Here is a 14,131-nt window from a genome sequence, read left to right on the forward strand (position 1 = left end):
TCACAGCATGTGCCGGAAATTTACTGTTATCACCACGGCGACTAATCCCAATCTGCTACAAGGGGTGTTTAGTCGTAAGTTTGCTGAGTGTCATTTGGTACTTTCAATAGGATCATCTACTTAAAAACCTTAATTAGTAATACAAATAAAGCGATCCTGAGCACGTAAAAAACACAGCTTTATGTCGTAATATCGATTTACATCAAATTTATTTTCGCTCCCTAATACCTATGGCAAAGCCTTTTGGGTAATGAAAAAACTAATTATTGTTGATTTATAATTGCTTAAAATCAAATTGCCAGCGTCTGTAACAATGTTGTGCGCTACGTGGGTGTTAATTTGTTGGTTATTTTTATTGTCATTTTAGTCACAAGAATTAAATTCGATCGGTGTCACCAAATTGAGTTATTGTAGTACAAATTGACGGTATGAAAATTTATACTTGATTGCAATAACAACTACAGAAGGTACAAAAATGGAACTCAATACTATTATCGTCGGGATCTATTTTCTATTCCTAATCGCGATCGGTTGGATGTTTAGAACGTTTACGACTAATACCAGTGACTACTTTCGTGGTGGTGGGAGTATGTTGTGGTGGATGGTGGGTGCTACAGCTTTTATGACGCAATTTAGTGCATGGACGTTTACTGGCGCCGCAGGTAAGGCATACACAGACGGCTTTGCAGTGGCGTTTTTATTTTTAGCCAACGCGTTTGGTTATTTAATGAATTACGTTTATTTTGCACCTAAGTTTCGTCAGTTACGCGTCGTGACAGTGATTGAAGCGATTAGAATGCGCTTTGGCAACACCAACGAACAAGTTTTTACCTGGACTGGCATGCCTAACAGTGTGGTATCTGCGGGTATTTGGCTTAACGGTTTAGCGATTATTGCATCCAGCATATTTGGTTTTGACATGACGACGACCATTATATTAACTGGCCTAGTCGTTCTTGCAATGTCGGTGACAGGTGGATCATGGGCAGTAATTGCATCTGACTTTATGCAAATGGTGATCATTATTGCAGTCACACTAACTTGTGCTATTTCGGCAATGATATATGGCGGCGGCCCAGTCAATATTGTTGACAACTTCCCAACCGAATCTTTTATTACCGGTGGCGATTTAAATTATTTGAGTATTTTTACACTTTGGGCGGTATTTATTTTTATTAAGCAGTTCAGTATTACTAATAACATGCTTAATTCTTATCGTTACCTTGCTGCAAAAGATTCCAATAACGCCCGTAAAGCTGCGCTACTGGCATGTATATTAATGACAATAGGACCTGTCATTTGGTTTATGCCAAGTTGGTTTATTGCAGGTCAAGGTATCGACTTAGCCAGTGCTTACCCAGACGCAGGTAGCAAAGCCGCTGATTTTGCATACTTATACTTTGTTGAACATTACATGCCAGTAGGCATGGTAGGTTTATTGATTGCCGCTATGTTTGCGGCAACCATGTCTTCAATGGACTCAGGCTTAAATCGTAACTCGGGGATTTTTGTAAAAAATTTCTACGAGCCCATTTTACGGCCTAACGCATCTGAAAAAGAACTGGTTACCGTTTCGAAACTCACTTCAACGGCCTTTGGTATCGCCATTATTCTGGTGGCTTTATTTATTAACTCTCTCAAAGGTTTAAGTTTATTCGATACCATGATGTACGTCGGTGCGCTACTGAGTTTCCCGATGACCATACCTGCTTTTTGCGGATTTTTTATCAAGAAAACCCCTGACTGGGCAGCTTGGGGCACCTTAATTGTCGGCGCGATTGTGTCTGTGATTGTTGGGTTAATTATTACTCCAGACATGATTGAAAATGCCTTTGCATTAGAGAATAAATTAACCTCGAGAGAGTGGGCAGATCTTAAAGTCGCTATAGGCTTAATTGGCCACATTGTATTGACTGGCGGATTCTTTGTGATGTCGACATTATTTTATACACCTTTAACACAAGAGCGCCAACGTAACGTTGATACGTTTTTTGATAATTTAGCGACACCATTGGTCTCTGAAGGTGAAGCACAGAAAAAATTAGACAATAAACAACGAAAAATGCTCGGCACTTTAATTGCGTCTGTGGGCATCGCGATTATGGCGATGTTTGCACTGCCTAATCCCTTTTGGGGACGAATGACATTTGTACTGTGCGGCGTAATTGTACTGGCAGTTGGCCTATTATTGGTGAAAGCAGTAGATGATAATCACGCCGCTAAGACCGCTTAATACATGATGTATAATCAATAAGGTTGATAAAATGACAGTATTTAGAACACTTCCGTTAGCAGCATGTATTTTTGCCGTATGCAGTACACCATTACTGGCCAGTGATTTTGTTTTTTTAGACCCACACACATTAGCGGCCAATAGAACCTTATTACACTCAGCAGATGCAACGGCTGCAATGAAACACAGTTATCAATTACTGCTCGAAGAAGCCGACAGTGCAATACAATCTGGCCCTTTTAGTGTTACCGATAAAGGCATGATCCCCCCAAGTGGTGATAAACACGACTACTTGAGTATTAGCCCATATTGGTGGCCAGATAACAGCAAAGTGGACGGTTTACCCTGGGTACGCCACGACGGTAAAACCAATCCGGCATCTAAAACCAATGAAACTGACTCAAAACGTATTGGTCAATTTACCCGAAGCGTTAGGGCAATCGCTCTGGCATATTATTTCAGTCAAGAAGAAAAATATGCACGCAAGGGCATAGAATTCATTCGTACCTGGTTTATCAATGATTCAACCAAAATGAATCCCAATGTAAAATTTGGCCAAGGTGTGCCAGGTGTAGCCTCAGGCAGACGTAGCGGGATTATTGATACCAGAACAATAGCCGAACGTCTGCCAGATGCCATTGCCATATTGTCAACTTCTTCTCTGTGGACAGCGGCAGACGAGTTGGCAATAAATCAATGGTACAGCGACTATCTTGATTGGATGATTACCGATGATCTCAGTGGAGGCCCTAAGGGAGAAGCATACTCTGTCAATAATCACGGCACATGGTATGACTATCAACTTGCGAGTATTTCTTACTTTTTAGGCAATCAGCCTCTTGCAAAACAAATGGTGCAAAAAGGTAAAATGCGTGTAGATACCCAGTTTGACGCCGATGGCTCCCAGCCTCATGAAATTGAAAGAACTCGAGCTTATCATTACCATTACTTTAGTTTAGATCCTTTAGTTGGCCTTGCGCAGCTAGGTGACAAATTAGGCATAGATTTATGGCACTATCAAAATCAACAAGGCGGCTCATTAATAAAAGGTATCGATTTTATGGCGCGTTTTCATGATCCGCAAAGTCAATGGCCTTACAGCCAAAAAGATAAACGTAGACGGGTTGAACGCATGACACCACTTTACCTTAAAGCGGGCCTGGCATTAAATAAACCACAGTGGGTAAGGTTAGCCACACAAACTGATTTTAGTGCGTTTAATCTGAAACAAGATTTAGCAGAAGTGTGGGCGCAACGTGATATTGAATTATTGTACTTAACGCGCTCACCTGCTGTAACAAGTAACAAGTAACAAGTAACAAGTAGCAAGTAACAAGCTCATTTAGTGAGTCGGGTTAACCAAATACACCTTGGTGTGGGTATGGTTAGCCCTTTTTTATGCCTAACGTCTGTTAATAGCTGTAGGTAAACCGGCTATTTGTTCACTTTATACCATTACGCATCGCGTTAACATTTGTAGCCTAGTGTGTTTGCCTTGTGCCTTTTTTGCACAGCGCTTACTGCCAGGGGCTGACACTGTGATGGTAACGGGGAGTGCAAGCGATGTTCTTTTTAACGGGTTAATTAACCGCAAAGATGTCGGCGCCATGTTTTCACACCAATGAACACGACGCTGTTGTCAGGTGTATGCAAATGGGCTGCATGGTAACAATTTGGTTAGATGCGCCAGTTTTTTATTTAGATGCGCAATGATTACAACCGCGAAAGTAATGGATTACGGGTATTTTACACGCCTTTACAGGCTTGCTGCAGCGCTGTTAACGTTTATCAATATAATAAAAAACCGCCATGGACTGGCCAATGGCGGTTTGTGGTGGTTTGTGGTGGTGGATCATTAAGCCTGTTTTAGGGTATTTTCATGGTAAATACTGAGCGAGTACCAATTAGAATTTAGTTTCTTCGACCGAATATTGTAAATTGTAAAAGTGTGCTTCACTTTGACCCTTTTCAAATTGATTATACACACCGGCTTTAAAATAACTGCGCATGTGTTTCCAATAATCAAGCTTGTGATCGACCACATTGTCGCCGTTAAAATCGATGATCAATCTTTGATCACCCACCGTAATATCAAAATGTACCGGGTTGACTGGATCATGTTCCCCTAAATCATAACGCGTGTACGCTTTTTTGCAGATGGGCTTTTCTCTGTTGCCAAATTCTTTTGAGCAATTAACAGCGTTGTTTTTAACAATTGCCCAATAATGATTATGAATACCACGGCGTTCACCTTCCCACACAATACGCACTAAAGGGTGAGGGATGTAGCCTGCACCATGTTTTCCATCGTCGTGTGTTCCCTTGTTGTGTACTTGTAAAAACGTCATTTCGTCACGTTCAGGATCACTGTTTTTAATGGCATTCATTGGGTCGATTAGCATTAAATCGGCGCTTAATTTGTAAATTTTATCTGGGTTGTCTGTTTTAAAGTTTTCAAGAATGCGTAATTCATTACGTAGTTTGTATCCTTGCATCTTAAACACTAATGCTTCAGAGCCTTTGTCGACATAAAAATTTGCATCCATGACACCAGTGAAGTTACTGTCTGTTGCCACTTCATTTTTGCTGCCTTCTTTGGCGTTTGGCGTTGAAATTTGTAATTTTGATGCACCTAAAATAGATGCAAACTTTGCATAATCTGCGGGTACCCCACGCTCACCATTACTTGGCATAACCTTGATAGGCTCGTAGGTACTCATGCAACCTGCCAGTAATACAGATGACACCATGAACATGGTGGCCGATAGTTTTAGCTTCATACCAGTTCCTCTATCTCCCGTACAAATCAAGTGCATATCGCGCAGTGTAGGGGAGATGTAATTAACATTATTTATGTTTGCTGACTAAAAAACCGACACAGAAACGATTGTGCCGGCTTAGATGAAATATTAGAAACGATATTTGTAGCCAATTTCGATGGCATTATCGTGTTTACCATACCAGTCGTAGCCACCATTTTTCTCTTCTGTGTGGCTGGCTTTTCTGAGCGCTTGTTTCAATTTAAATTTACCGTAAAAAGCATGTTCGCGGGCTTCAGGCATGCGGTATTCTGCACTAAATTCATGCTCCCAAGCGGTTTGCTTATTGTTGTCGAATATATGTTGTTCAACACCTGAGCTGTTTAGATTTGAAGACAGTTTTTGCAGTAGGATGGCGTCCCACACAAAGGTAAACGCATCCCAACGGTAAGTGAGCCAAAAGTCATAACGCATTTCTTTATTAATATCATCGCGCTCGCCATCACCAATTCGAATTCTGTCCAGGTTGGTTGAGTATCTAGCACGAACCTTGGTACTGATATTTTTGGTCAGACGATAGCCATAATATGCGCCAACACGAATGTTTTTTGAGTCCTCTTTAATTTGGTAATCAAGTACGGGACCGGCTTGATGCTTTTTATTGCCCCAGGTCCATTTGTAATCTGTTTTAAAGTTCATTTCATACTGTTCAGGTGCGTAGCCGGCCTCAATTTCGGGTACGCTGCGGTCATATAACCAAACCTGTTCAATACCAAATTGAAACCCATTGCGCATACGGTGAGCAAATTCAACCTTAGGCTTGTCGGTACGACCTTCCAATATTTTATGTTCCCACTTAACCGCAATCGTACTCGAACCTGGTCTGACGTCATCTGAATCATCTGCTACTGCATTAAAGGCCAGTAACCCCAAAACACCTGCACCTACTGCAACATATTTATTCATTTTTGATTTCCTAATTTTGTCTTAAAAACCTCTTTGCACTGCCTGTGTGATGCTGATTGCAAAGAGGATTACTTATCGTTAATTACTGATTAAACGTGTTGCCTGGGAACAGGTTTGTGCTTTCACTTTCTAAACGTGCAAAAATAGCTGCATCGCGAGCACCACTGCTGCCAACACTGTTTACAATGTCAAATGTGTAACCACTGAAGCTATTGTTGCTTACTGTGACATTGCAGTTATTTTCATTTTCAGCATCTTTAATTGCGCCGCTACTCGAGTCGCCAATCTTGATGGCGGCTGTTTCTTTAGAATCTGCACCAGCAATTGAAAATGCATTGCCGTCAATTAGGGTACCCATTCTTCCTTTAGACGAGCTGCAAGTGAGTTTGACTAGGTCGTTTTGTAAACCAGAATCTTGCGTACTGAAACTGCTGTTTGTTAGGTTCATAAAACCATAAGAGCGGATCCAAGCACCTTTATTTTCGATTTGATCTTGAGATGTGATTTTTGTCGTGTCGAAGGTGAGTCCGCTTAACATAATTGGCATTTCATCTTCACCCACTTTTTGGATGTTAATAACGGCTTCTTTTGCATCTGCTGTGGTGCCACAAAGTGCAATTGCGTCGTTGGCAAAGATGATGTTGGCGATTTCAGCTCCCGCAGCACCATCAACAATATCGATACAGGTACTGCCAGAAATAGTTGCGCCATCTTGGCCCACTAATTTAATGGCTTTATCTATGGTGATAACACCCGACGAGTAATCATAAGCATCGCCAGCACCTAAAGTGATCGTTGCACCAGTATTGGCTGCAACTATGGCTGCATTGATTTCAGCCACATTCAGTGGCAGCACAGGCTGTTCAGTTGGCGTGCTTTCTAAGATATTTTCCGACTCAGTGGTATCACCAAACACATCATAAAGTGCAGTTGAGTTATCTTCAGTTGTACTGATTAACGCACTAAAGTGAGTGAATGTGTTACCGGTAAAGGTGGTTGCACAGTTTTTATTTTCTTGCCCAAGGTTACTTGGCACACCTATCGTTGCTGCTTTAGTCATGCCTGATGCATTAAATTCAGCGAGGGCAAAGGTGTTGTTCGAAAAGATAGAGCCTCGTGGGTCTGAATTGCTGCCACCTCGCGATGCTGAACTGCCACAGTTTAGATATAAAATGTTTTGTGCATCAGCTGATTTATTGGCAAATGTTGTATTTGAAATATCAACTAACCCACGTGAATACACCCATGCATCACTTGAGCCTGTTGGTTCAACAAAGCCTGAACCATCAAAATTAAGTTTATGTAAAGTGACTCCCAGTTTGTCTTTACCCACTTTACCGATATTAATAATGGCGTTTGACGCGCTGCCACTTGGGTCACCACACACATCAATGGACATGTCGGTAAATGATATATTGGAGATTTCGGTACCAACAGCGGCATCTAACACATCAATACATGCAGTACCTGTAATCATTGCACCATCTTCGCCTACCAGTTTAATGGCTTTATCGATGGTGATAGTGCCAGAAGAAAAATCATATTCGTCACCCGCGCCAAGGGTAATAGTACTGCCTGCGGTTGCTGCTAATATGGCTGCATTGAGTTCGGCAATATTTTTAGGGTTAGTGACGCCTGTATTAGGTGGTGTGGTGTCATCAAGATCATTAATTAAGGTGTTTTCATTTAGCACAGTATCACCAAAGACATCGTATAATGCGGTTGAAGCATCGTTGGTGTCGCTGACTAAATAGGTAAAGTTTTCAAAGGTATTATTGGTAAATGTGGTTGCGCAGTTTTTATTATCTTGGCCTAAGTTACTCGGAACACCAATGGTGGCGGCTTTCACTACACTCGCTGAATTTAATGAGGCTAAAGAAAACGTATTGCCCGTAAACGTTGAGCCTCGTGGGTCATCATTACTGCCACCGCGAGACGTTGAACTACCGCAGTTTAAATACAATATACTTTGTGCATTTTCTGATTTGTTGGTAAACGTGCTGTCTGACAGATCCACTAAACCACGTGAATAAACCCATGCATCGCTTGCACCTGTTGGCTCAGTAAATGAGGTACCATCAAACGTTAAGTTATCGAGTAATACGGCGGTCTTATCTTTACCAACTTTACCAATATTGATAATTGAAGTTGAGGTGCTTTCACCACTACCACATGAGTCCATGGTAATGTTTTTAAAGGCAATATTTGAAATACGGACTTGATTGCCTTCATTTAACACTTCAACGGCTTCTGTTGGAATATCGATACATACCGCGCCCGATAACACAGCTTGTTCTGTCACTGTGTCAGCGTCTGATGAAATAATATTTCCTTGAGCATCTGCTGAGAGTAGGGTGATTGCTTTGTTAAGGACTATTGTGCCGGTATTTGAGAAATTGCCGGCAGTACTAAGGCCAATAAAATCGCCTGTTTCTGCAGTGTCGATTGCAGCAAGTAATTCTGCTGTGGTGGTCACTATCGTGCTGGCCACATCCGGGGTGGGTTCTGAGGGTGTTTCTGTGCTGGTATCTGCTGTTGATGGTTTGTCGTAAAAATCACAACCGCTTAATGCCCCAGCAGATAATGCGATGCATATTAAGCTAGCTAATGTATTTTTTTTCATAGTGGCGTCTCTCTTTTAATAGCCCCATTTCTGGGGCTAAACTGTTAATTTGGTGATAAATCAGATGCTGAATTACTGTTTAATGCGATAGGTCGCGCCAGTATCATTCACTGTGAGTACGGTTAAGCCTCTCGCTCCACCAGAGTAATTAGTTGCTTCTAATAGACCATTGGCTCCACGAACCAACTCTGGTTTAAGATCGGTAATAATGCCGGGGATTTTGGGGAGTGTGGTTTCAGCCACTTCGCCGTAATACAACTCGTTTTCATAAGTAGGGTTAACCAATGGTGCGTTACCGTCATCACCTTTTACCGCTAAGGTTTTCTTCATTTGTGCAGATGAAAGATTGTTACGGAAGGTGATATCGGTACCTGCATACACAGTTGAGACTTTTGAGTTATCGTATTGGCTTACGCTGTGCACCTTTGACGAGTACAATATGTTTTGACGTGAATCGATAATCGAATTATTTTCAACCAATACTTTATAAGGTGTCGCCTGTTTGTTTAGGCCTTTGCCTTTTACTCCACCACCTAATTTTTCGCCATGTTGAACATCAGTAATCCCTGTGTTGACCGCGATACCACCGCGCACATTGCCCGTACCCATGACACGCTCAATGTAGTTGTTACGGATAACATGGCCTTCATCGTAAAAACGAATACCACCGGTATAGCGTTTGGCATTACCAATGATCACGTTGTTTTCTACGGTATTGTTTTTACCGTGACGCAATGAAATCATTGATGCACTGTCAACAATGGTGTTACCCCTAAGAATATTTTCGCCAGACTTAAAGGTGATCAGTTCTGTTTCACCGTCGCATTGCAGGAATAAATTGCCTTCTACGAGGGTTTTTGAAGGGTAAATAGAACTCTTTGAATCGCCAACTCGGATAGCTTCCCAGCTGTTTGAGTTATAACGTTGTGCTGCGGTGAAGTCGAATTCGTAGTGTTGGTTACTTTTTTGATTAAAAAACAAGTTGCCTTTAATGACATGGTTGTCTGGTGTTTTATCGCCTTTGGCTTTTTGGACGCCAATTAATGTTCCACGCTTGTGTTTGCCTTCGAATGTATTATTAATCAGTTGGTTATTTTTACCGTATAGTGAAACCCAAAGATATTTTGGGTATTCGTCGCGCTCCCCCATAGGCTCATATTCATAACCGTCATTAAAGAAATAAAAAGTTGAATTGGTGACTAGGTTGTCGTTACCTCGAAAAACAATGCCCCCCATACGTTCGGCAGGCCCTCCTTCGGTAAACACCACACCGTCTAATGTAATGTTGTTACCACGGAGGTTGATTTGCACTGAACCGGTAAACCAGGTTTTTCCAGGCTCTGTTGCCTTTATGGTGACGTTATTGGCGGTAATATCGAATTTTCCCAAGTTGGCAAATTTGCCTGGCGCGATGTCTAATGTGTCACCGTCTTTTAAATTGAGCAGTTGTGCTTTTAATGCTTGGGCATCAGCAGTGATCAATGTATTACTGCTAATAAGCGGTTTGGAGTTGGTTTCTAACGCTGCAGTGTTCACAACTGGATTGTTAGGTACCTCATTTGACGTATCAGTGGAAACACAGCCGCCTAGTAAGGTGAGGGCAATTGCTCCTGCTAATAATGTCTTTTTCATATTTATCCCCTATTTGTATTATAATAAGCTCTGAAAGCATTTTCTCTTTTTAGGTGATAGTTTTCTGTGATGTGAAACAAACTTTTACGTCTTGGCAGTAAAAATGTACTTAAAAATAACAAAATTTACATAAGCAACTAAAATAAATGGTTTTATTTCTGGTTCAGCGTTAGAGTTATCCTGTGTGCAATAACATTTACACGATAGTTTGACCTCGGTCACAGAGTTTTTTGTATGAGTTATCTTTATTGTGTCTTATGGTATTGTAATACTAATGAAGGGGGTTTTATGAAGGCGTTTAAACTAAAATGGCTCACATTAACCACTGTGTTGGTACTGTCTGCATGTGGCGGTTCCAGTACAGATGGTCAAGATGTGTCAGACACACTACCTAATAATAGTGGTAATGCTGTCACTGACGATTGCATCGATTGCGGTTGGAATATCAATCAATGGAAATTAACACTCCCTGTGAGCCAAGATGATTATTACGGTACCGGTGGGAGTAGTGCCGCTGAATTGATCCCAGCAGAGTGTAGTGGCAAAGAAACACTCACAAATGACACTTCGCTTGAGTATTTTTGGCGGGAAACATCACCTGATGAATTGCATTTTAAGGTGAATTTAGATGAGGTTGGCGCCACAACCGACAATTCGAGTTATGTGCGCTCAGAGTTACGCGAGTTGCGTTATTTTGACACTGAAAACCGCTGCAGTTCGAGTCATCAAAATTGGTTTATTACTGGTGAGCATCAACTGTCAGCCCGTCTTAATATTGCTCAATATCCTTCCATTACCGGTGTGGCACCAAAGGTGGTTCTTGGTCAAGTCCATGGTTATGAAATTAAGCAAGCGTTGGTGAAGCTATTATGGGAAGGTGATGATAAACCTGTAAGAGTTATTCTCAATGATTCATTTGCACAGGACAATCAAACATGCAGCGATTGCCAGTCTTTTAGTATTAACCTTGGGGTGGCCAAAGCGTATGAGCAATGGCAATACAGGATCAGCGTTAACAAGCAAGGTATTGAATTGCAAACAAGCGTTGCTGGGGTCGACACCATTAAAACCTTAAAGTGGGGTGAAGCGGTGCTTGCTAATGATGGTAACTATTATACCTTGTCAAAAAACTGGTTGAATGAAAGTTACTATTTTAAAGCGGGTATTTACCCGCAAATACATGTAGATAGTGCATACAGTAATCAAGTATTTGAGGTGGGCTTCAGTAAGATAACCGTAACCCATCAATAACGTCGGCGGCAGTGTGTCAATTTGCCTGTTGCGCATTGCCCTTGTTGTACTGGTTTGGGTTATTGACTCATTTTGTACAGTTGTCCAAAAAGAATCTTATTGTGTGGCTGCAGTTTTTTTTGCTGTGCTAGGAATAACTCAGCTGTGGATACCGCATCAGCTAATGCATTGTGATTATTGTATTCGGGTAAATTGTAACGTTCCCTCGTGGTGGCAAGAGTTAAATCTATGTCTGGGTTATTGACCGACATTGCCATGTGTTTTTCGATGCTAAGAGTGTCTATCCACAGTAAAGGTAAACTTGATAACTCAAAATTACGTAACATGTATTTTTGTAAAAACCTTGCTTCAACTAAGCAACCATGGGCAACTAGGATTTTACCTTTTGAAGCGTGAAATAAGGCTTTAATTGCATCGTGTATCGATTCGCCTTCGTTTAGCATTTGCGGGGTGATGTGATTGATCACTGCCGTCACAGGCTTTATTTGCGATTTTGAGTTAATGTAATGATGCTTACATGAGGCAAGGTCAATTTGAGAGTTGATAATTTCTACCCAGCCAATCGATAAAATCAAATCATTGTCGACATCTAAACCTGTTGTTTCAAAGTCGAGGACTAAATAATCAAATGAGTCTGCAGTGTCTTTTAGCGTTGGTAGGGTTTGCAGTAAATTGTCGTGAATAAAATCGGGGATAAGTTTGTTGGCTAAAAACTGTTCTCGTTCACGCATTATCCGCATTAACGGATGAAAATAATGAATAATGGCTTTCATTAACGACTCCCAAACCTGACTTTAGCCGCCTCTTGTAAGTCAGCAATAATTCTAAAAGCATCTTTTAAATGTTTTCGCTCAAAACTGCCGAAATGATCGGGGTTAATATTATTGTCAGGCTCTTCACCTTGTTTTAACGCAACCAATTGATGATTAAAACGGAACGATAATATAAATTTATACGCGCCAATAATGTTTTTAAAGGCATCATCACTTAACATGCCTTTTTCGTTGGCGGCTTTAAAGCGCTCATCGGTGGCCGATAAATCGCATTCTACTGCCAGGCCGTAAATACGGGCCAGATCGATAATTAAGTTAATGGCATATTTTTTTACGTCGAGCGTTTTTTTATTTTCACCTGATTTTTCAAGTACCAATTTGTTAAAAATACCTAAGGGTGGGTTAGTGTTGACGGCATCTTTAACTAAGCTGCTTAAAAACTCACGGTTATTTTTAATGTTACTGTGCAGTGCATTGCGCAGCTCGGTTTCGTAATCTGCATTTCCATAGATGGTACGAATTTCAAGAAATACACTGATATTGAGTAGGCATTCGTATTCAGGATTGGCAACCCATTTTTTATAATAGGCCTTCCAAATCGATAGCGATTGGCACCATTTAGGCGTTGATGCCATGTAATTGCCTGAGCACAGCGGGTAATGGCAACTGGCTAAACCATGTGTGACAAGATTGGCTAAATGTTTAAAGTAGATTTTGTCGTTGTCAGTGGCATTGTCAGCTAGCACAATGGCGTTGTCTTGGTCAGACAGCATATGAACTTCATTTCGGGCATGGGAGCCTGCAACTATCCATGAAAACTCACAAGGTGGTGGGCCGAGTTTATCGATAGCGATTTGAATTAAACGCCGATTGTAGGCGTCCATAATCATGGTCATCACTTTGCCAATGGTTTCTGGTGCGACTTTGCCTTCGACTAGGGCCTCAAAAATTGCCTGGCGCTCTGGCGTAAAACTGGCTAAAACCGAGGTGCTTCCGGCATATTTGATTTTATCAATCAAAAAGATGGCTTGCATGCGGTGGTTTTGGACTAAATGCGTCGTTGTTAATAACCCAATGACTTTATTGTCTTTAACTACGGGAAGATTACGAATATTATGCTGCATCATTAATGATGCAGCGTGCAAAACAAGATCGTCCGGTTTAATAATGTGAGGCGAAAGGGTCATAACATCTTCAATGGGACGATCTACAGCAACCCCGTCGGCGATAACTCTTTTGGTCATATCACGGTCGGTAATTAAACCGACAATATTATCGTCTTTATAAATCACAGCGCAGGATGTACGTAGCACATTACGCATTTCGTGAGCCACTTGTTGAATGCTCATATCTGCAGTCACAATAGCGATCCGCCCTGTAGCAATATCGCCGACACGGCGTAAAAACAATCCTTTTTCTTTACTAGACCAAACCACATCGAGTGCCGATTTTAGTCGGACCTGTGCTTGTGATGCAAAATGTTCTGCGATGTGGGGAGAGTGTTTAAATAAGGTTTGCAGGGCGGAGTGAGGAATTAGATAGAGTAGGGTGTTTTCGATAGCCGTTGCGTAATAGCCTTCGTTGTCATTGACGTTTGAATTGAGAAACGTGAATCCGAAAAGGTCTTCAGGACCCAGTCTTGCACGTAATACCCCATCAGTTTTGCGCTGCTCCATTGAGCCCGTGCGCACAATGTACAGGGATTTTTCTTTGTCTTCTTCTGCTAGGTCAACTCGCTCACCTTTGCCTAAATAGCTAATTTTAACGTGAGTGCATAATGCTCTTAATTCTGCTTTATCAATTTTATCAAAAGGGTCTATCTGGCTGATAAATGATAATATATTAGGCAGTAAAGATTGTGGCATAACAAAAGACCTCTAGCACTGAACATGAA

Annotated in this window: 9 protein-coding genes; 3 read left to right on the forward strand and 6 right to left on the reverse strand. The window is 41.4% G+C overall.

Going from position 1 to position 14,131, the window contains the following annotated elements:
* The first annotated feature begins 475 nt into the window (after nt 1-475).
* Both L2703_RS04095 and L2703_RS04100 read left to right on the forward strand, forming a co-directional pair.
* Nucleotides 476-2,233, forward strand: coding sequence for a sodium:solute symporter family transporter (locus L2703_RS04095; RefSeq protein WP_248969862.1), 1,758 nt, complete (start codon nt 476-478; stop codon nt 2,231-2,233).
* Nucleotides 2,234-2,264: 31 nt separating this feature from the next.
* Complete coding sequence (locus tag L2703_RS04100) at nt 2,265-3,545, forward strand: alginate lyase family protein (RefSeq protein WP_248969863.1); 1,281 nt, start codon at nt 2,265-2,267, stop codon at nt 3,543-3,545.
* A 592-nt stretch (nt 3,546-4,137) separates the two neighbouring features.
* Here L2703_RS04100 and L2703_RS04105 read toward each other — a convergent pair.
* From L2703_RS04105 to L2703_RS04120, 4 genes are all read right to left on the reverse strand, one after another.
* A complete protein-coding gene (locus tag L2703_RS04105) occupies nt 4,138-5,013 on the reverse strand; it encodes a polysaccharide lyase family 7 protein (RefSeq protein WP_248969864.1) in 876 nt (291 codons plus the stop codon).
* A gap of 129 nt (nt 5,014-5,142) precedes the next feature.
* On the reverse strand, nt 5,143-5,958 hold the full coding sequence (locus L2703_RS04110) for a hypothetical protein (RefSeq protein ID WP_248969865.1): 816 nt from the start codon (nt 5,956-5,958) through the stop codon (nt 5,143-5,145).
* 82 nt (nt 5,959-6,040) lie between these two features.
* Entirely contained in the window at nt 6,041-8,581 is a 2,541-nt protein-coding gene (locus L2703_RS04115) for a hypothetical protein (protein ID WP_248969866.1), read from the reverse strand.
* Between the two features lie 72 nt (nt 8,582-8,653).
* Nucleotides 8,654-10,213 (reverse strand): chondroitinase-B domain-containing protein, encoded by a 1,560-nt coding sequence (locus L2703_RS04120; RefSeq protein WP_248969867.1) that lies wholly within the window; start codon nt 10,211-10,213, stop codon nt 8,654-8,656.
* A gap of 288 nt (nt 10,214-10,501) precedes the next feature.
* Here L2703_RS04120 and L2703_RS04125 point away from each other — a divergent pair, with 288 nt between their 5' ends.
* A complete protein-coding gene (locus tag L2703_RS04125; protein ID WP_248969868.1) occupies nt 10,502-11,464 on the forward strand; it encodes a polysaccharide lyase family 7 protein in 963 nt (320 codons plus the stop codon).
* Between the two features lie 59 nt (nt 11,465-11,523).
* Here L2703_RS04125 and L2703_RS04130 read toward each other — a convergent pair whose 3' ends face one another.
* Both L2703_RS04130 and L2703_RS04135 read right to left on the reverse strand, forming a co-directional pair.
* Nucleotides 11,524-12,237, reverse strand: coding sequence for a 3'-5' exonuclease (locus L2703_RS04130; RefSeq protein WP_248969869.1), 714 nt, complete (start codon nt 12,235-12,237; stop codon nt 11,524-11,526).
* The gene (locus tag L2703_RS04135; RefSeq protein ID WP_248969870.1) at nt 12,237-14,102 is read right to left on the reverse strand and encodes a DUF294 nucleotidyltransferase-like domain-containing protein; all 1,866 of its coding nucleotides are present in this window, start codon (nt 14,100-14,102) and stop codon (nt 12,237-12,239) included. The genes L2703_RS04130 and L2703_RS04135 overlap by 1 nt, the downstream gene beginning before the upstream one ends.
* Nucleotides 14,103-14,131 lie beyond the last annotated feature (29 nt).

The organism is Shewanella basaltis (assembly GCF_023283885.1).
Lineage (GTDB): Bacteria > Pseudomonadota > Gammaproteobacteria > Enterobacterales > Shewanellaceae > Shewanella > Shewanella basaltis.